The sequence below is a fragment of the Bacillus sp. JS genome (assembly GCF_000259365.1).
GTDB classification, from domain to species: domain Bacteria; phylum Bacillota; class Bacilli; order Bacillales; family Bacillaceae; genus Bacillus; species Bacillus stercoris.
Genome location: NC_017743.1, coordinates 1,750,843 through 1,770,646, shown reverse-complemented (window position 1 = coordinate 1,770,646; position 19,804 = coordinate 1,750,843). Strand labels below are relative to the sequence as shown.

22 protein-coding genes are annotated in these 19,804 nt (G+C 41.7%); all 22 read right to left on the bottom strand.

Going from position 1 to position 19,804, the window contains the following annotated elements; translation table 11 throughout:
- Positions 1-2: 2 nt before the first annotated feature.
- Positions 3-1,154: a 1-deoxy-D-xylulose-5-phosphate reductoisomerase gene (gene dxr / locus MY9_RS09075; protein WP_014663990.1), complete on the bottom strand. Its 1,152-nt coding sequence runs from the start codon at positions 1,152-1,154 to the stop codon at positions 3-5.
- A 61-nt stretch (positions 1,155-1,215) separates the two neighbouring features.
- Complete coding sequence (gene cdsA / locus MY9_RS09070) at positions 1,216-2,025, bottom strand: phosphatidate cytidylyltransferase (RefSeq protein ID WP_014663989.1); 810 nt, start codon at positions 2,023-2,025, stop codon at positions 1,216-1,218.
- 3 nt (positions 2,026-2,028) lie between these two features.
- Positions 2,029-2,811 carry an isoprenyl transferase gene (locus MY9_RS09065; RefSeq protein ID WP_014663988.1) on the bottom strand — a complete coding sequence of 261 codons (783 nt, stop codon included), beginning with the start codon at positions 2,809-2,811 and terminating at the stop codon, positions 2,029-2,031.
- Positions 2,812-2,941: 130 nt separating this feature from the next.
- The gene (gene frr / locus MY9_RS09060; RefSeq protein ID WP_014663987.1) at positions 2,942-3,499 is read right to left on the bottom strand and encodes a ribosome recycling factor; all 558 of its coding nucleotides are present in this window, start codon (positions 3,497-3,499) and stop codon (positions 2,942-2,944) included.
- Between the two features lies 1 nt (position 3,500).
- Positions 3,501-4,223 carry a UMP kinase gene (pyrH, locus tag MY9_RS09055; RefSeq protein WP_003220923.1) on the bottom strand — a complete coding sequence of 241 codons (723 nt, stop codon included), beginning with the start codon at positions 4,221-4,223 and terminating at the stop codon, positions 3,501-3,503.
- 145 nt (positions 4,224-4,368) lie between these two features.
- A complete protein-coding gene (gene tsf / locus MY9_RS09050) occupies positions 4,369-5,250 on the bottom strand; it encodes a translation elongation factor Ts (RefSeq protein ID WP_014663986.1) in 882 nt (293 codons plus the stop codon).
- Between the two features lie 101 nt (positions 5,251-5,351).
- Positions 5,352-6,092: a 30S ribosomal protein S2 gene (rpsB, locus tag MY9_RS09045; protein WP_003220918.1), complete on the bottom strand. Its 741-nt coding sequence runs from the start codon at positions 6,090-6,092 to the stop codon at positions 5,352-5,354.
- A 143-nt stretch (positions 6,093-6,235) separates the two neighbouring features.
- The gene (locus MY9_RS09040) at positions 6,236-6,739 is read right to left on the bottom strand and encodes a DUF6115 domain-containing protein (RefSeq protein ID WP_041521335.1); all 504 of its coding nucleotides are present in this window, start codon (positions 6,737-6,739) and stop codon (positions 6,236-6,238) included.
- Between the two features lie 28 nt (positions 6,740-6,767).
- Entirely contained in the window at positions 6,768-7,532 is a 765-nt protein-coding gene (gene sigD / locus MY9_RS09035; RefSeq protein ID WP_003220911.1) for an RNA polymerase sigma-28 factor SigD, read from the bottom strand.
- A gap of 22 nt (positions 7,533-7,554) precedes the next feature.
- The gene (cheD, locus tag MY9_RS09030) at positions 7,555-8,055 is read right to left on the bottom strand and encodes a chemoreceptor glutamine deamidase CheD (RefSeq protein WP_014476818.1); all 501 of its coding nucleotides are present in this window, start codon (positions 8,053-8,055) and stop codon (positions 7,555-7,557) included.
- The gene (gene cheC, locus MY9_RS09025) at positions 8,052-8,681 is read right to left on the bottom strand and encodes a CheY-P phosphatase CheC (protein ID WP_003231935.1); all 630 of its coding nucleotides are present in this window, start codon (positions 8,679-8,681) and stop codon (positions 8,052-8,054) included. Before cheC ends, cheD begins: the two co-directional genes overlap by 4 nt.
- An 18-nt stretch (positions 8,682-8,699) precedes the next feature.
- Positions 8,700-9,170 carry a chemotaxis protein CheW gene (gene cheW, locus MY9_RS09020; protein WP_003231938.1) on the bottom strand — a complete coding sequence of 157 codons (471 nt, stop codon included), beginning with the start codon at positions 9,168-9,170 and terminating at the stop codon, positions 8,700-8,702.
- Between the two features lie 21 nt (positions 9,171-9,191).
- Entirely contained in the window at positions 9,192-11,207 is a 2,016-nt protein-coding gene (gene cheA / locus MY9_RS09015; protein WP_014663985.1) for a chemotaxis protein CheA, read from the bottom strand.
- A gap of 5 nt (positions 11,208-11,212) precedes the next feature.
- Entirely contained in the window at positions 11,213-12,280 is a 1,068-nt protein-coding gene (gene cheB, locus MY9_RS09010) for a protein-glutamate O-methylesterase CheB (RefSeq protein WP_014663984.1), read from the bottom strand.
- Between the two features lies 1 nt (position 12,281).
- Positions 12,282-13,178, bottom strand: coding sequence for a flagellum location/number ATPase FlhG (gene flhG / locus MY9_RS09005; RefSeq protein WP_081483619.1), 897 nt, complete (start codon positions 13,176-13,178; stop codon positions 12,282-12,284).
- The gene (flhF, locus tag MY9_RS09000) at positions 13,169-14,266 is read right to left on the bottom strand and encodes a flagellar biosynthesis protein FlhF (RefSeq protein ID WP_014663982.1); all 1,098 of its coding nucleotides are present in this window, start codon (positions 14,264-14,266) and stop codon (positions 13,169-13,171) included. Before flhF ends, flhG begins: the two co-directional genes overlap by 10 nt.
- Complete coding sequence (gene flhA, locus MY9_RS08995) at positions 14,266-16,299, bottom strand: flagellar biosynthesis protein FlhA (RefSeq protein ID WP_014663981.1); 2,034 nt, start codon at positions 16,297-16,299, stop codon at positions 14,266-14,268. The genes flhF and flhA overlap by 1 nt, the downstream gene beginning before the upstream one ends.
- A 32-nt stretch (positions 16,300-16,331) precedes the next feature.
- Entirely contained in the window at positions 16,332-17,414 is a 1,083-nt protein-coding gene (gene flhB, locus MY9_RS08990) for a flagellar biosynthesis protein FlhB (RefSeq protein ID WP_014663980.1), read from the bottom strand.
- Positions 17,414-18,193 (bottom strand): flagellar biosynthetic protein FliR, encoded by a 780-nt coding sequence (gene fliR, locus MY9_RS08985; protein ID WP_014663979.1) that lies wholly within the window; start codon positions 18,191-18,193, stop codon positions 17,414-17,416. The genes flhB and fliR overlap by 1 nt, the downstream gene beginning before the upstream one ends.
- 7 nt (positions 18,194-18,200) lie before the next feature.
- Positions 18,201-18,470 (bottom strand): flagellar biosynthesis protein FliQ, encoded by a 270-nt coding sequence (gene fliQ / locus MY9_RS08980; protein ID WP_003220888.1) that lies wholly within the window; start codon positions 18,468-18,470, stop codon positions 18,201-18,203.
- A gap of 14 nt (positions 18,471-18,484) precedes the next feature.
- A complete protein-coding gene (fliP, locus tag MY9_RS08975) occupies positions 18,485-19,150 on the bottom strand; it encodes a flagellar type III secretion system pore protein FliP (RefSeq protein ID WP_003245692.1) in 666 nt (221 codons plus the stop codon).
- A complete protein-coding gene (fliZ, locus tag MY9_RS08970) occupies positions 19,143-19,802 on the bottom strand; it encodes a flagella biosynthesis regulatory protein FliZ (protein ID WP_041521334.1) in 660 nt (219 codons plus the stop codon). Before fliZ ends, fliP begins: the two co-directional genes overlap by 8 nt.
- Positions 19,803-19,804 lie beyond the last annotated feature (2 nt).

Below are 19,804 nucleotides of genomic sequence, written 5' to 3'. Positions count from 1 at the left end.
CCTTATGTGAGTATTGAATTGACGTATCCCCGGGTATCTTTGTCCACTTCTTGAATGTCCGCCAGGCTCGGTTTTTTCAGTAATTGATGGCGGGTTAGTGCCTTTTCGATACAGTCTTCAATAGCCAAAAACGGTATCTTGCCGGCTAAAAAGGCAGCGACAGCTACTTCATTTGCCGCATTTAGCACTGTCGGCATTGTTCCTCCTATTTTACCTGATTCAAATGCAAATTGTAAGCATCGGAACCTGTCAAAATCAGCTTTCTCAAAATGAAGGCTGCCGATTTCCCATAATTCAAGCCTTTTCGCATCTGGTAATGGCAACCGGTCAGGATATGTGAGCGCATATTGAATTGGGACTCTCATATCCGGAGTTCCAAGCTGCGCGATCACACTTTTATCATGAAACTCAACCATTGAATGGATGATGCTCTCCTTATGTAAAACCACATCAATTTGTTCATAAGGTATATCGAACAGCCAATGTGCCTCGATCACCTCTAATCCCTTATTCATCATTGTAGCCGAATCAATTGTAATTTTTGCACCCATTGACCAATTCGGATGTTTTAATGCATCCTCAACAGTTACTGATTCGAGCTCCTCCCGCGTCTTGTCCCGAAAGCTTCCGCCTGATGCCGTAATGATGAGGCGTTCAATGTTTTTGGCCTGTTCGCCTTGGAGGGCTTGAAAAATGGCTGAATGCTCACTGTCAACAGGCAGCAGCGGAACATCATATTTCTTAGCATGTTCTTTTACTATATGCCCTGCAGTGACAAGAGTTTCCTTATTTGCAAGCGCAATTGTTTTTTTCTGTTCAATCGCCTTTAATGTCGGGATTAGGCCAACGCTGCCGAGCAAAGCATTGACAACAATGTCAACCTCCTCCATTGCTGCTGCTTCTATCAGTCCTTCTTCTCCCAGCCCGATTTGGCATTCAAAAGAAAAAGACATTTGTTTTAGTTTATGATATGTATCCAGATCACCGACAGAGACAAATTTCGGCTGAAAGGCCTCAATCATCGGAACGGCCTTATCAATATTTCTGCCAAACGACATAGATACCAGCTGAAATTGATCTTGATGCGCACGCAGTACGTCAAGAGTCTGTTCGCCGATTGATCCTGTTGCTCCTAAAAGACAAATATTTTTCAAAGTTGCCACTACTCCTATTCTTATTGCTGCATGATCAGTCTCATATTCATATTAGACTTTTTTATGAAAAAAGGGCAAGCAGAAAGTACAAGAAAGGCATGACAAACAAGAAACTGTCAAAACGGTCTAATATACCGCCATGCCCGGGAAGAATATTCCCAGAATCCTTTACATCGTAATGTCTTTTCAAGGCGGATTCCACTAAATCTCCAAGTTGTCCGAAAACAGACAAAAACAGCGTGATCAACAGCAGATAGATATACGGGATCGGAAGTTGTGCCACAAGCTGAAAAATCGTCGCCAATACAAGTGCGATGACAATTCCGCCTACAAAACCCTCCACTGTTTTGTTCGGACTGATTTCAGGCCACAGTTTTCGCTTCCCAAGCGCTTTACCGACAAAATATGCACCGGAATCAGTGGACCAAATGACAACACATGCATAAAAAATGTATGTTAATCCGTATTGGTCAAGATTTCTGATTTCGATAAAATAATGAAAACACATTCCGATGTAGATTGCGGCAAGCGTAATAAATCCGACTTCATCAAAAGTAAAGGTGTTCTTGACCAACACTGTGTAAGTCAGCAAAAGCAATACCGCAAACAAAGCGATTTCCATTTTGGAAATTCCGTCCGCTTCGAAAAGCGAATACTGGCTTGGCAATAAGAACATCCACAATAATAAAAGACCGATCAAACCCGGCAGTGAAATCATCTTCAGCTTTTTCATCCGTAAAAGTTCAAAAAGCGCCACACTGCCCATAGCATAAATTAATATGGTGAACGGCAATTTCCCGACAATAACCAAAAATAAAAATACAATTGCTGCCAGAACACCTGTCAAAATTCTTTGTTTCATGTCCACCATCCTCTAAATTCCGCCAAACCTCCGGCCTCTCTGCTGAAACTCTCCTAACGCCTGTAAGAAGTGATCTTCTTTGAAATCAGGCCACAAGACGTCAGTAAAGACAAATTCACTGTAGGCCACCTGCCATAGCATAAAGTTACTCAGTCTTATCTCGCCGCTCGTTCGAATTAAAAGTTCAGGATCCTGCAAAGATTCAGTCATTAAATAAGTAGAAAAAAGCGATTCATCAATGTCTTGAATATTCAAAGAGCCTTCCTTCACTTTTTCCGCGAGTGATTTTGCAGCAGTGACAATTTCAGTACGGCCTCCATAGTTAAGGGCAAAATTAAGGATCATTCCATCATTTTGCGCCGTAACCTGAACAGCCTTTTCAATCGCACGCAATGTATGCGCCGGCAAAGCTGTTTCATCCCCAATGATCCGAACCTGTACATTTTCCTCAACAAGCTCTGGAAGATACGTATTCAAAAATTCTTCCGGAAGCTTCATTAAAAAATCGACTTCCATTTTCGGTCTTTTCCAGTTTTCTGTTGAAAATGCATACAAAGTCAGCACTTTGACACCTAATTCGTTTGCGAGCTTCGTTGTCCTTTTTACCACCTTCATCCCTTCATGGTGGCCTGCAATTCTGGGAAGAGAGCGTTTTTTAGCCCAACGGCCATTTCCATCCATGATAATGGCGATGTGTTCGGGAATTTCTCCCTTAAGTATGTCTTCTTTTGTATAACGTTCTAAGTTGGAAGCCGCAGTTTGCTGATTCTTCCAATTTTTGAGTATGTTGAGCATGAGATTCCTCCGTCACCCAAAAAGGTTACATTCCCTGCTGATAATCAGTGTAATCAACAGTATTAACAAAAAAACCCCCTGTAAACATGAGAGGGTCTTTTCACTATTATCTATTGTACATAGTTTTTCATTAAACTTCCATGATTTCTTTTTCTTTGTCTTTTGTGACACTGTCAATTTTTGACACATATTCATCTGTCAGTTTTTGAACGTCTTCAGTGGAAGCACGCAATTCATCCTCAGTAATGTCTCCGTTTTTCTCAAGTTTTTTGAGATCATCGTTAGCATCACGACGAACGTTACGGACAGCTACTTTTGCTTCTTCAGCATATTTTTTTACAACTTTCACTAATTCTTTCCGTCTCTCTTCTGTTAGTGCCGGAATTGCAATTCGAATCATATTGCCGTCACTTGTCGGTGTAAGACCTAAATCAGCTTTTAAAATCGCTTTTTCGATATCGCCGATTGCTGTTTTGTCGTATGGCGTGATAACGAGCATACGAGCTTCAGGCACATTAATAGAAGACAACTGATTTAAAGGTGTCTGTGCCCCGTAATATTCAACCGATACTTTATCTAATAAAGATGGATTTGCACGGCCTGCGCGTACAGTAGCCAATTCGCGCTGATAAGCAGCAATTGCTTTTTCCATTTTTTCTTTTGTTTGAGTTAATACTTCTTTTGACACGTTATTTCCCCCTCACGATCGTTCCGATTGATTCACCGATAACGGCACGTTTGATATTTCCTTCTTCCATAATAGAAAAGACGATAAGCGGAATGTCATTATCCATGCATAAAGATGATGCTGTTGAATCCATGACTTCCAGGCCGTCTTTAAGAACGTCAAGATAAGAAAGTGATTCATACTTAACAGCTGATTCATCTTTTCTAGGATCAGCATTATACACACCGTCAACATTATTTTTAGCCATCAAAATAACGTCTGCCTCAATTTCAGCAGCCCGCAGTGCAGCTGTTGTATCAGTTGAGAAATATGGGTTTCCTGTGCCCGCAGCGAAAATAACGACACGTTTTTTTTCTAAGTGGCGTATCGCTTTTCTTCTTATGTACGGTTCAGCAACTTGTCTCATTTCAATGGATGTTTGCACTCTGGACTGGATTCCGAGTGTTTCCAAGCTGTCTTGAAGAGCAAGCGAATTCATAACTGTCGCCAGCATCCCCATATAGTCAGCAGTCGCACGGTCCATGCCCAGGTCACTTCCTGTTTTTCCGCGCCATAGGTTGCCGCCGCCTACTACAACAGCCACTTCGACTTCAAGCTCAGCGATTTCTTTCACTTGCTTTGCAATGGATTGAATGACAGTTGGGTTAATTCCGTTTCCCTGTTCTCCTGCCAATGCTTCCCCGCTAAGCTTTAATACGATACGTTTGTATTTTGGTTTTTCCATGATAACCTCCAAGTGTAAACATTGCCGTTTTCTATTATGCAAGAGAAAAAAAGGTTTGTAAATATAGTTTTAAAAATAGGGAACACAAATTGTGTCCCCTATACTGCCTGAAAAGTCGCGACTTGGCCGCGAAATCTTTTCGCCATTATTTTTTCACTTGGTTCATTACTTCTTCAGCAAAGTTTTCTTGACGTTTTTCGATGCCTTCTCCAACTTCGTAGCGGACATAAGTTTGAACAGTTGCGTTTTTCGCTGCAACAACTTGTTTCACTTTTTCATCTGGGTTTTTAACGAACGCTTGGTCTAAAAGACAAATTTCTTCGAAGAATTTGTTCAGACGGCCTTCAACCATTTTCGCTACGATGTTTTCAGGTTTGCCTTCTTGAAGGGCTTGCTGAGTTAGGATTTGACGCTCATGGTTAGCTTCTTCTTCAGAAACTTGATCACGAGAAATGTAACGAGGGTTAACCGCAGCAACGTGCATTGCGATATCTTTCGCAATTTCTTCGTCAGTTGTACCGTTAAGAACAGTTAATACACCGATGCGGCCGCCCATGTGAAGGTAAGCACCGAATGCAGAGCTGTCGTCTTTTGTAAGAACTGTAAAGCGGCGAAGAGTGATTTTCTCACCGATTTTAGCAACTGCGCTTGTGATGTACTCTTCAACAGTAGAGCCATTTTCCATTTTTTGACCCATTGCTTCTTCAACATCTGCAGGTGCATTTGCAAGAAGGTGGTCAGCTAAAGTGTTAAGAAGCTCTTTGAAGCCTTCGTTTTTCGCAACGAAGTCAGTTTCAGAGTTTACTTCTAGGATAACACCTTTGTTGCCGTCAGTTTTAATAAGAGTAGAACCTTCTGCTGCGATACGGTCAGCTTTTTTCGCTGCTTTTGCAATCCCTTTTTCTCTTAAAAGGTCAATTGCTTTGTCCATATCTCCGTCAGTTTCAGTTAACGCTTTTTTACAATCCATCATGCCCGCGCCAGTTTTTTCACGCAGTTCTTTTACTTGCTGTGCAGTAATTGCCATTTGTATTCCTCCTTATATGTTTAAACAAGAGTATGTATATTACACATTTTTCTTGAAAAAAGGTGATAAAAGGCAGTCCCTCTTATCACCTTTTGAATAGGTTACGCAGTTGTTGTTTCTGTTTCTGGTGCAGTTTCTTCAGCAACTTCCGCTTCTTCTTCGCCTTGCTTCGCTTCTAAGATTGCATCTGCCATTTTAGAAGTTAGAAGTTTAACAGCGCGGATAGCGTCATCGTTCGCTGGGATTACAACATCGATTTCATCTGGATCACAGTTAGTATCTACGATACCGATGATAGGGATGTTTAATTTGCGAGCTTCCGCAACAGCGATGCGCTCTTTGCGAGGATCGATGATGAATAATGCATCAGGAAGATCCTTCATATCTTTAATTCCGCCTAGGAATTTTTCAAGACGCTCTAATTCTTTTTTCAATTGAACGACTTCTTTTTTAGGAAGTACATCAAACGTACCGTTTTCTTGCATTTTTTCAATGTCTTTAAGACGTTTAATACGTTTTTGGATTGTTTCAAAGTTTGTTAATGTACCGCCCAACCAGCGTTGGTTGACATAGTACATGCCAGAGCGTTGAGCTTCTTCTTTAACAGAATCTTGAGCTTGTTTTTTTGTTCCGACGAAAAGGATTTTTCCGCCTTCAGCAGCAAGATTTTTAGTGAAGTTGTAAGCTTCCTCTACTTTTTTGACTGTTTTTTGAAGGTCAATGATGTAGATTCCGTTACGCTCCGTGAAAATGTAACGCTTCATTTTTGGGTTCCAACGGCGTGTTTGGTGACCGAAGTGAACACCAGCTTCAAGCAATTGCTTCATAGAAATGACTGACATGTTATTTCCTCCTAGTATAATGGTTTTTTTCCTCCGCTTAGGTCATTTTTGTGCAGAACTGCCGCCTGCAGCACCCTCTGCATAAATCGTTAAGCGTGTGTATTTAACACCAAGACATAATATAACACAGCTTTATCCGACAATCAAGAATCCTTTACACCTTTGGAGCGAAATTTTAAAAATAGCTCGATTTCTGTCTTTCCGCTCTTCAGTTTCTGAGCAATTTGACTTGCCGAATACCCCTGTTCATATAATTCTAGGACCTGGTCTTCAAATGATGGGACATCACTGTTTACGATCTCTTCCCGACGGTCAACCTCAGTAATCAGACCTTCAATATGTTCAGGAAGGTTCTCTATTTCTTGAACTGCATCCTGCTCTGGATGTTTTTCAAAGTGCTGAAGATCTGTCTTTTGAGATTCTGCGTCAGATTGACTTGAAGATGGAGCGGCGTTTTCTATCAGTTTCTCATTTTCTTCTTTTAATTCAAGGAGAAACGCGGCCAAGGTATTTTCCGTCTCTTCAAGTATCTGCTTTTGCTGTTTTTCTGTTTCTTTCACTGCAGCGAGCCTCGTATACAGGATAATGACAGCGTACAGAAGAACGCCGTGGAGCGTAAAGCTTAAAAGCCATAATAGTGTTGACATGTTTTTCACTCGCTAACCATGAAATTCATTATTGAATCACTTTTTCCAGCAGATTCTTTAGTTTAAATAATGCCTTTGAATGGATCTGTGATATGCGGGACGTAGAAAGATTTAATACTTGTCCGATTTCTGTCAGTGTCAGCTCTTCTTTGTAGAACAAACTGACAACCAGCTGTTCTTTTTCAGAGAGTTCGTGAATTTTTTCAGCAAGCTGTGCAATCAGTTCATCCTTCATAATCTTTTCTTCAGGCGGAACATTTTTGTCATCTCTGATCATGACTTGAATGTTTTCCCCGTCATCTTGATCATGGAGCTTTTCATCAATTGACAGCAGATTTGCAAAAAAACCTTCATTCATTGTTGACACTACATCCTGTACCGTCATTCCGAGTTCCTCTGCAATTTCCGCGGGCGATACATTCCGAAGATAACGCTGTTCAAGCTTTTCAATTGCTGCTTCAACCTTCTTTGTTTTTTCGCGTGAGGTTCTGGGCAGCCAATCTTCTTTACGAAGCCCGTCTATGATTGCGCCGCGAATTCTAAACGAGGCGTAGGTATCAAATTTTAAGTCCCGGCTGGGGTCAAATTTTTCAAGGGCATCATATAAACCAAGCATACCAAGGCTCATTAGATCGTCTTTATGCACTGATTTCGGCAGTCCGACAGAAATTCTGCCTACATGATATGTGACAAGCGGCATGTAACGGCGCATTAAGTCGTCACCGGCTTTAGGATCTTTCCACTCTTTCCAGCGCGTCCAAAGCACCTGATCTTCATAATTCAAGGATTGCATTGTTATCCCCCTAATACCTTAATTAAATCGTTTTTTCACCTTGTTTAACAGTTCGAATATGCAGCATGCAGGACTTCGGTTCAAATTCTATCGTCCGGCCGCTTGAGCCGCCCGTATCTTCACTAATAATAGGAATATTAAATAAAGACAGCTGTTCTTTTATCGCTAATACATTTCTCGGTCCGATCTTCATCAAATCATTTGTCGATTTAAATTTAAACATCTCTGATCCGCCGGCCAGCTTTGCTTTTAATGCAAATTTCCTACATCCCGCTTCTATCAGCATATCAATCGTGGTCTTTACGGCAGTGTCAGCGTACTTAGCCCGGTTAAGCTCTGCAGTTTTCGATAACGTCGAATCCGGCAGCATGACATGAACAAGACCCGCCGTTTGCTTTTCTTTATCATAAAGCACCAGCCCCACACATGATCCTAAACCAGAGGTCCGAATGGTATCCGGGAAGCGGGCGATCTTCACATCAGCAATCCCAACCTTTATAACAACAGCCTCAGTTGTACTCATAATGATGCACCTAAAGCGACAAAGAGCTTTTCAAATGAATCATAGTCCGGCAGCATAAACATATGCGCTTTCAGCTCTTGCTGATGGCTTTGGTCAAAAATTGACGTGTCGACCACAATGGCGTGTTCTCCAACCTGACTGAGCTCCATCAGCCCTTCGCTGATCACAGCTCCGAACATGTCCAATGAAACTTCAGGAACACTTGGATAAAGCTGAAGTTTCGTCAAATCCGCCAAAGCTGTTAAATATGATCCCGCTAAAATATTGCCCAGTTCATGCAAAGCGGATGAGCTCATATGATCTTCACCTAAGTCCTCTATATCAAAATCAGGGTTTCCAATCAGCTCTCTGATAAATTGCTCCGCCTGAAAAAAAGGCATTATAAAGAACATCGAACCCGTTAAATCGCCTTCCATTCTTAAAAAGATGCTGGCAACCGGGACATCAGCACCGCCGAAAAAATCGACAAGCTCATCAAAAGACAGCAGCTTTGCAAATGGGACTTCCATATCTATCTTTCTATTTAACAGCTGGGCCATTGCAGAGGCGGAGTGGCCGGCGCCTATATTGCCGACTTCCCGCAAAATGTCCATCTGCTCTTCTTTGATTCCATTAAAAATACTCATGTCATAACCCCTTTAAGATTAAGCTTGATCGGGCACAGCGGACTGAGATGATTCTTTATCCAAAACCGCGTTCGCATCAATAATATTTAAGAGTCTGTTCTCTTGTTTCACAATCTGTTCGATCGACACATCCGTATCTTTCTGAACGCCTTCTGGAGCGGATTCTATTTCACTTTCGTGTACGGTTATCACATCATTCGCTTCATCCACAATCCAGCCGACTTCAATATCACGATAAGCAATAATGATAATTCGTGTTTCATCGGTAATTTCATACTCTGGCAAATTCAGGCGCTTTCTTAAATCAATAACCGGAGTCACCACCCCGCGCAAATTGATTACCCCGCAAATATATGGTTCGACGCCAGGTACCCTCGTTGGCTTTTGCCATTTTTCAATTGATTTCACCTGAGTGACGGAAATGGCATATTCTTTTCCATTTACCATAAAGACAATCATTTTTTCGCCTGTTTTAATTTCTGCAGTCATGTGAGACACCTCCTCGAATGGTTAAATAATCAGTGCATTACAATCAATAATGAGCGCTACTTCTCCGTCTCCTAAAATAGTAGCTCCGGAAATTGCAAAGACGTTTGTTAAATAATCTCCGAGTGATTTAAGCACAACTTCCTGCTGGCCAATAAAGGAGTCCACCACAAATGCAGTAGGTTTGTCGCCTTTTTTCACGACAATGATATGGAGCTGTTCCGCATCTTTTCTTGTATCTTCTATTTTAAACTCTTCTTTTAAATAAACGACAGGGACAATGTGTCCTCTAAAGTCAATCACTTCACGGTCATGCGTTTGCAAAATGTCTTTTCTGTCAATGACTGCTGTTTCAATGATTGAAGAAATCGGAATGGCAAATGTCTCTTCTTCCAACTTAATCAGCAGGACTGAAATAATAGATAAGGTAAGCGGCAGCTGTATACTGAATAGAGAGCCCTGACCTTCGGCTGATTTCACACTGACTGAACCGCCTAGAGACTCCAGTTTGTTTTTTACAACGTCAAGTCCGACGCCGCGGCCAGAGATATCAGAAATTTGGTCAGCGGTTGAGAACCCCGGAGCAAAAATCAATTCGTAAATTTCGTTGTCTTCTAAGGTTTCAGCTTCTTTTTCCGTTATGACCCCGCGCTCAAGCGCTTTTTCCATGATTTTCTTGCGATTAAGGCCTGCACCGTCATCTTCTACTTCGATAAAGACATGGTTACCGCTGTGATAAGCTTTAAGCACAACTTTTCCTGATTCCGGTTTTCCCTTTTGCAAACGCGTTTCCGGCGCCTCGATACCATGGTCAATGCTGTTTCTGATCAAATGAACGAGAGGATCTCCGATTTCATCAATCACTGTACGATCCAGTTCAGTTTCCGCGCCGATGATCGAGAGTTCAATTTTTTTATTCAGCTCTTTCTGAAGCTGGCGAATCATTCTCGGGAATCTGTTAAAAACGGTTTCAACCGGGACCATTCTCATATTCAGAATAATCGATTGCAAATCTCCGGAAATTCTCGTCATCCGTTCAACCGTTTCAGTCAGTTCATTGTGCTCAAGCTCTTTCGCAATCTGCTCAAGACGTCCGCGGTCAATGACAAGCTCTTCAAATAAGTTCATTAAAGAATCAAGCCTGTCAATGTTGACACGAATTGTTTTGGATCCGCCGGCTGAGTGCTTCGCCTGTTCATCGTTTTTAGCAGGCTGTTTTTGTTTCTCCTGCTTCGCAGGTACAGCTGCCGGCGAGTTTACAGGCTTAGATTCCTCAGGCTTTTCAGCTGATGTTAAAGGAGCCCCTTGAATGACTTCAACATGCTCAATTTCCGACACGCCATTGATTAATTGTTCAATGTCTTCTGCTGATTGATGTGTTAAGAAACAAATTTGAAAGTCAGTTCCAAAATCTTCTGTTTCAAGCACTTCAGCACTTGGAATTGTTTTGGCTACTTCTCCGACTTCATTTAGTTTTTCAAACACCATATAGACACGAACTGCTTTTAACATACAGTTTTCGTTCAGAGAAATCTTGATTTCATATCGTTTGAAGCCTTGCTCCTCCGCTTCTTGTATAACTGTACGTTCAAATTCATCATATTCCCAATCAGATGCTGAACTCGGTGCTTCTGCAGGTTCCGCGGATGCAGCAGATTCAGTGTGTGCACCATTTACATCAAGCTTGGCACTCACTTCTGAGATATCTCTTTTACCATCCCCGCCATCAATAATAGACTGAACCATAGCTTCCAGGTGATCCAGAGCTTCAAACAAAATATCCAGCCATTCTGAGGTAACTGCCATGTCTCCGTTTCGGATTGCATCCAGCACGTTTTCAAGCAGGTGGGTAAGATGCGCTAAATCCGTGTAGCCCATCGTTGCGCTCATTCCTTTTAATGTATGGGCAGCCCTGAATATATCATGTACGAGCTGAAGGTCAGTCGGGTCTTTCTCTAAAAGGAGAAGCTTTTCATTACATGTTTGTAAATGTTCTTTACTCTCATCAATAAAGACATCTAAATACTGATTCATATCCATTTGAATCACACCCTCTCTTTTTTCACACAGCTTGTGATGGATGCTGCGATATCTTCTACATGTTTAATCTCATGAATGAGACCCGCTTTAACAGCAGCTTTTGGCATCCCGTAAACGACACAAGATTCTTCAGACTCCGCAATGGCTTTCACATTGCCGGCTGTTAGCATGTCCTTTAGCCCTGCAGTGCCGTCACTGCCCATTCCGGTCATAATAACCGCTACTTTTTCATAATCTGTCAGTTTACCGACAGAACGGAATAAATAATCAGCAGATGGTTTATGACGGCTCGGGGTATCGAGATTATCAAGCACAATCTGGAGTCCTCCGCTGCTTTTAATAACGGAAATGTTTTTTCCGCCCGGTGCTATGTAAACACAGCCGTTAAGAGCTGCTTCACCATCTTTTGCTTCTTTCACCTGAATGTCAGATAAATGATTCAGCCGATCAGCCAAAGAAGCAGTAAATCCTTCAGGCATGTGCTGAACGACAACCACTGGTGCGTTCAAGTCCTTAGGAAGCTTCGGTATCACCTTTTGTAACGCCCTTGGACCGCCTGTTGATGTGCCGATACACACAATTTGTCTGCCTGTGCCGGCTTTCGGTTTGCTCAATTCAGGCTTAACACGCACAATAGGTTCGGGCCGAACCGTTTGGGAAACAGGACGGTTCCGCTTGCCGGAAAGACCTGCCGCGACGACACGCTCAACTAATTGTTCTTTAATTTTGTACAAATCTAAAGATATTGAGCCTGATGGCTTTGTGATAAAGTCAAAGGCACCGATCTCCAAACAATTAATTGTGCACTCTTTACCTTTTTCGGTCTGGCTCGATACCATGATGACCGGCAAGTTATAAATCTCAATAATTTTGCGAAGCGTATCTGTCCCATTCATGACAGGCATTTCAACATCAAGAGTAATAACATCCGGTTTTAATAATTCAATCTTCTTAAGCGCTTCTTCTCCGTTTCTGGCAGTTCCGATTACTTCTATCTGCTTTTCCTCGGTCAGAAAATCACTTATCATTTTTCTCATGAAAGCTGAATCATCAACTACAAGCACACGAATCAAATTAAGCCCTCCTCATTAAAAAAGAAGATAATTTCTCAATAAATGTCTGTTTGTCTTCTTTGTGTCTCGTTTCTTCTCTTTCAAACAAGGCGTCCGCTAAAAGGCGGACTGACCGGCTGGCTTTTGCCTGAGGGCTTTTTATGAAAAAAGGAACCTGTTCGACAACCGCTTTGCTCACGATCACATCGTCAGAAACGGAACCGGCAAACTGAACCTGAACATCCAAAAACATATGAATTGTGCGGGAAAGACGGGCAAAAGCGTCAAGCCCTTCTTTTTGGTCACGGCACCGATTGACAGCCACCTTCATCGAAAGCTTATTTCCTGTCAAAACCAAGTGCTTGACAGCACTGTATGCGTCCATGATGGCCGTCGGCTCGGGAGTTGTTATGATCAAAATACCTTCTGCTGATAAAATAAAAGGCAGTTGATCTTTTGATAATCCTGCTCCCATGTCAAACAGCACATAATCGAACTGGCTTAATGCATGAGAAAGTTCATTGGCAAAAAACGTCCATTTTCTCTGATCCAGTTGAAACATCACATCCAGACCGGTTCCACCTGATATATACCGCAAACCCTTTGGGCCAACGGATAATGACTGTAACAACGGCTTCTGATCGGTTAAAACATCGATTATCGTGGCAGACGATGAATTTCCCATTAATATATCAATGTTCCCCATCCCAATATCAAGGTCGATGAGAAGCACCTTTTTACCTTTGTCCTGCAACGCAAGTGCCATATTTAAGGTAATATTAGATTTTCCGACACCGCCCTTGCCGCTGATGACAGCAAGTGTCTTCGCTTTTTGTGAATAAACCATTGGCAGAACGCGCTGACGCTTTTCCATTTTCGCCCGTAAAGTTGCTGCTTGGTCATATCGGTTCATCTGCACAGCATCCTTACAAAATCAAGTGGAGATACAGTCTGTATATCCTCAGGCACATTCTGGCCGTTTGTCATAAATCCGACACCTATTTTTGATTCTGCCAGTATATTAAACACAGAACCTAAGGAAGTCGTTTCATCTATTTTCGTAAAAATAAACTGATTGACAGGGACGGATGAAAACCGTTTGACAATATGTTTCATATCTTCATATTTTGCAGTCGCGGATAAAACAAGAAATGACTGAATGCTGCTTTCAAAAGGAATCGTTTCTTTCAGTTCATCAATGTATTGCTGGTCCTTGAAGTTTCTTCCTGCTGTATCAACAAACACATGATCATACTCAGAAAATAACTCTTTCGCCTGCTCAAATTCTTCTTTTGTATAACAAACTTCCAGAGGAGCCTGCAGCAGCTCAGCGTATGTTTTCAACTGTTCAACAGCTGCAATTCGATACGTATCTGTAGTAATAAAAGCGATTTTTTTCTGTTTTTCAAGCATAGATATGGCTGCGAGTTTAGCTAGTGTAGTTGTTTTACCAGCCCCTGTTGAACCAAAGAGGACGATATACTTTGAATGGATTGGTTCCTGCCACTTGTCTGCTGAGGGCAGCGTATCGCATAGTAATTCCTGAAGTTTGCCGACCACATTTTCTTCATTAAGGCCGCCTGCTTCCACAGAGAAGCGAAGCAATTTTTTCAGAGTGCTCGTTTTCGTTGACTCTTTAATTCCCGTTTCTTGCAAAAGCTTCTCTGCTTTTCGCAGTGGCTCAGGAAGTACAGATTGATATGCTGAAAAATCACCTTGCTCCTGTTGCACCGAAATTTGAGGCGATGTCCTCTCCTCTATTTTCGGACTGCTGACCGGAGTTTTTAATGTTTGTTTCGGTTCAGTTGCCTTCTGAGACGTTTTTTTCTCAAGAAAGTCCTGATCCAATACGGCGATCACTTCAACAGCAGGCTTGTTGATGAGGCCAAACCATTTTCGCTTTTTAATTTTTTTCGAATTTAATATGACCGCTTCATTGCCCAATTCTTTTCTGATGAGAAGTGCCGCTTCTTGCATTGAAGCAGCAGTAAATTTTTTTATTTTCATTAAATATCCACCACTCCAATGCTTTGTACCTCAACATTCGCCTCAAGTTCGTTATAAGAGAGTACCGGAAGATCAGGGAAGTATCGTTCCAGAAGCTGTTTCACATACATTCTGACAGGCGGCGAGCATAGAAGAATCGCGGTTTCCTGACGTAATGACAGCTGTTCAGCTTCTTTAGCGACAGAACGCACAATGCTTTCTGAAATATCTGGTTCGAGCGATAAATAATTCCCATGTTCCGTTTGCTGCACACCGTCTGCTATAGCCTTCTCTACCCGGCCCGAGCAAGTAACAACTTTCAACACTTCATTATCTTTGGCAAATTGGGCTGTAATTTGTTTAGCAAGTGCTTGTCTTGTATACTCTGTCAAAAGATCAGAATCTGTTGTTAATTTCCCATAGTCAGCAAGTGTTTCAAAAATCGTTACTAAGTTTCGAATTGAAACTTTTTCTTTTAAAAGCTTAGCAAGCACCTTCTGAATATCACCGACAGACAATGGATTTGGCGTAACCTCTTCAACCAGGACTGGATACGATTCTTTCAAGTGATCAATCAGCTGCTTTGTCTCCTGCCTTCCGATCAATTCGTGAGCATGCTGCTTTATTTTCTCCGTAATATGCGTTGAAACGACTGATGCAGGATCAACTACTGTATAACCAAGCATGTCGGCTTCATCCTTTACCGCTTCGCTAATCCATTTGGCCGGCAGTCCGAATGAAGGTTCCACTGTTTCTATCCCTTCAATCAGATCGTCTTCAGGTGTAGGCGACATTGCTAAATAATGATCAAGCAACAGCTCACCTTTTGCTACTTCGTTTCCTTTAATTTTCAATCGGTATTCATTAGGCTGCAACGCTATATTATCTCTGATCCGCACGACAGGAATGACAAGCCCGAGTTCCAAAGCCAACTGACGGCGTATCATAACAATGCGGTCTAATAAATCACCGCCTTGATTGGCATCAGCAAGCGGTATGAGTCCATAGCCAAACTCAAATTCTATCGGATCTATATGCAGAAGCTGAACAACGCTTTCAGGACTTTTAAGCTCATCAACCTCAGCCTCTTCCTCAAGAATCTCATCCACTTCTTCTTTTTCCTTACCAGATTTAGATAGCGTATAAGCGCCAAAAGCAAGCAACCCCGCAAGCGGCCCCGTCAGAAAAATGCCGATCGGAGTGAAAATACCTAAAAGCATGATCGTAGCTGCGGCGACGTATAAAAGCTTTGGATACGCAAACAGCTGGCCTGTAATGTCATGCCCTAAGTTTCCTTCAGAGGCAGCTCTTGTAACCACAATACCCGTAGCTGTAGAAATTAACAGTGCCGGGATTTGCGAAACAATTCCATCCCCTACAGTCAGCATCGTAAAGTGTGAAGCGGCCTCTTGAATGGACATGCCCTGCTGAAGCATTCCGATCACGATTCCGAAAATAATATTGATCATCACAATGATGATTCCGGCAATGGCGTCACCTTTTACAAATTTACTGGCACCGTCCATTGCTCCATAAAAGTCTGCTTCTCTTGCCACTTTTTCGCGGCGATGCTTCGCTTCCTGTTCGGTAATCATCCCTGCGTTTAAATCAGCATCAATACTCATCTGCTTCCCGGGCATTGCGTCCAGCGTAAACCTTGCTGCAACCTCAGAAACACGTTCAGCACCTTTTGTAATGACGATGAACTGAATAATAATCAAGATGATAAATACAACGAGTCCAACTAATACATTTCCACCGACAACGAAATTTCCGAATGTCTCGACGACTTTTCCTCCCTCACCGTGTGAAAGAATTGAACGGGTAGTTGAGACGTTCAAGCCCAAACGAAATAGGGTTAAAAGCAGCAGCAGTGACGGAAAAATCGAAAACTGAAGCGCTTCCTGCATATTCATTGTGGTGAGAAGCACGATCAACGCAAGAGAAATATTAATAATGATCAAAATACTTAACAGCCATGGAGGAAATGGAATCACCAGCATCGCCACAATGAGGACAACACTTATTAAAACGGATAAATCTCTTGTTGACATGCTGTTTTTTCTCTCCTTTTAAATCGAAAAATTCAATATACTTTTTGTTTTGTTTTATATACGTAAGCCAGAATTTCTGCCAAGACTTTAAAAAATTCTTCCGGCACTGCCTGGTCAATTTCCACCTGATCATATAACGCACGGGCTAGCGGTCTGTTCTCTACCATCATGACATCATGCTCTTTAGCAATTTTCCTGATTTTTAACGCCAGGTGGTCAACACCTTTTGCAACAATATAAGGAGCGTCCATTTTTTCTTCGTCATATTTCAGGGCAATCGCATAGTGAGTCGGGTTTGTGATGATGACATCTGCTTTTGGAACTTCCTGCATCATCCGCCTCATCGCCATTTCCCGCTGTCTTTGTTTAATTTTAGACTTTATAATCGGGTCACCTTCAGATTTTTTGTACTCGTCTTTTATATCTTGTTTTGACATTTTGATATTTTTCTCATAATCAAATCTCTGATATAAATAGTCAAGACCAGCAAGAATTAATAAAGCACCTGCACCGCTCAGTCCCATCCACAAAGTGAGTTTTGAAACGAAAGAAAGTGCCTCTTCAGGTGTCAGGAGAGGAAGCCGGAGAATTTCTCCATAATGCAGCCAAAGCACAGCGAATGCCGCAAAACCGACAACTGCGATTTTCAAAATTGATTTAATCAACTCCACAATCGCCCTCATACTGTATATTCGTTTAAAGCCTTTGATTGGATCGAGTTTTTCAAGCTTAGGCTGTATCACTTCAGCAGAAAACAAGAATCCAACCTGCATATAGTTGCTTACGACCCCTGCAACAAGAGCTACAAGCAAGATTGGTGCAAGTATCATGCCCGTATCCTTTAATAAGCTGACAAACAAGGTATGCACATTTGATTCTGAGAGCTTCATTGTGAGCGATTCGGTATAAAATGTTTCTATAAATGACAGCAACCTGTCTCTCATATACGGGCCAATTGCTATAAGCGAAAGGAATATAACAAGTAAAGAAATGGCGGTATTGACATCCGAACTTTTGGCTACCTGTCCTTTTTTTCGCGTATCCTTCCGTTTTTTCGGAGTGGCTTTTTCAGTCTTCTCCCCGGCAAAAAACTGCAGGTCAATTCTAAGCTTCATTAAGAAACACCGACCAATGCTAAAAGATTCCGCATCGTTTCAATCGTTAAACTGAAAACATTCCGCACAACGACGAAGATAACGGACATACATACAATGAGCATGATGAAACTGACAGCGATCTTTAAAGGCAGACCGACCACAAATACATTTAATTGCGGAACAGTTCGAGCCACGATACCTAATGCTAAATCAACTAGAAACAAACTGGCCACAACAGGCGCTGACATTTGAAAAGCGATAATAAACATCGCATTAAAGCTTTTCGCGATAAAATAAGCAAACTTTTCATCGCCGAAATTCGGAAATGCCTGATCAACTGAAATATACTGAAAGCTGTAGTAAATACCGTCCAGCAGCAAATGGTGGGCATTGACACTCAGCATAAACAAAAGTGCCATCGTATAAATAAACTGGCCAATCAACGGACTTTGCGCTCCGGTTTGCGGATCAATAACGTTTGCTATTGAAAATCCCATTTGAAAATCAATAAACGAGCCGGCAATCTGTACTGCGGCAATCATCATATAAGCGATTAAGCCGAGACATAGGCCAACCAAGGCTTCCTTAAAAGCCAAGAGCATATATTGCTCATCTATCTCCAAAGAGGGCGGTTTATCAATGGTGCTGAAACAAATAACCGCCAGAAAAAAAGCAAATCCTATGCGGTGAACAGCTGGGACATTTCGATGTCCGAATAGCGGAATCGTTACAAAAAAAGCAGAGATTCTAATAAAAACCAATAAAAAAGCAGGAAATAAGTCAATAATTGAATTCATCTCTGCATTACCCTGCAAAACGATTTAGATTAGAAAACAGCTCTGTTGTAAATGAAAGAATCGTCGACAGCATCCACGGACCAAAAAAAATGAGGGCCAGAAGAACCGCCACGATTTTCGGAATAAACGCCAAAGTCTGTTCCTGGATTTGAGTTGTCGCCTGAAATATGCTGACAATTAAACCGACCAGTAAAGCAATGGCCAATAACGGCCCGCTGATCATCAGTGTTACGTATACGGCTTTTTCCGCCATAGAAATTACAAATTCTGAACTCACGTTTAGCACCTACCCTAAAAGCTCTGAAGCAAAGATTTCACAATTAAATACCAGCCGTCCACCAAAACAAAAAGTAATATTTTAAAGGGCAGAGAAATCATAACTGGAGGGAGCATCATCATTCCCATTGACATCAAGACGCTCGCCACTACCATATCTATAATTAAAAACGGGATAAAAATCATAAACCCTATTTGAAATGCAGTTTTAAGCTCTGATATAGCAAAAGCCGGAACCATTGTTGTTAGCGGAATATCCTTTAATGATTCAGGTTTATCCATTTTTGCGTAATTCATGAACAGCGCCAAATCCTTCTGCCTTGTGTGTTTACTCATAAATTCTTTAATCGGTTCCTCAGCTTTCGTATACGCTTCATCCAAGCTGATTTTGTTGTCCATCAATGGGGTCAGCGCTTCTTTATTAATTTCTGAAAAAGTAGGAGCCATAATAAAAAATGTTAAAAACAGCGCAAGCCCGATAAGAACCTGGTTTGGGGGCATAGATTGCGTCGCAAGTGAAGTTCTGACAAATGACAGAACGATGACGATGCGAGTAAAGCAAGTCATAAGAATCAATATTCCAGGCGCCACTGAAAATACAGTTAACAATAATAGTAATTTAACAGTTGAACTTACGTTTTCCGGATCGCTTGAACTGAAAATATTTATAAACTCATTCATGATGACGTGGGCCTTTCTTCTTTCCTTCAGAACGGTTTTGTTTTAACTCTTCAAGTTGCTCTTTTAATGCTTTTGAAAATGAAGGCAGTTTTTGCTGCGGCTGATGCTCAGAACTCTTAAGCGGCTTCACAAACTTTTGCCACTCTATTTTGCTTGACATTGCCTCTTCATGCTGACTGAGAATGACTTCAATCTCTTTTTCATCCTCAATTTCTTTCAGCAGCTGGATCGTCTCTCCTACACCGACGACGAGCACACTTTTTCCGACCTTGATCAATTGTATGGATCTGTTCTGGCCGACCGATGTGCCGCCAATATTTTCAACATATTGAAAAGGCTTGAGGAGCCGATTTCTTTTGTTCATGAGCTTAACCAGCCCGTAAATCAGCACGATAACAAACAGTAAAGCGAAAATCATCTTTACAAAATCAAAAGCTGAGACAGAAGGAGCAGCCGCTCCCTCCGTCTCATCAGCAGTTTTTGTTGTTTTTTCTTCCTTTTGCCCTGACTTATCTGCAGTTTTCTCATCTTTCTTTTGAAACCATTCGTTTACAGTTGAATTCTCAGAGTCTGCCGCAACAGCAGCAATTGGATGTACAGTGAATAAAACGAAAAAACAAATAAAAGCGATGAAATATTGACTCTTTTTCAACA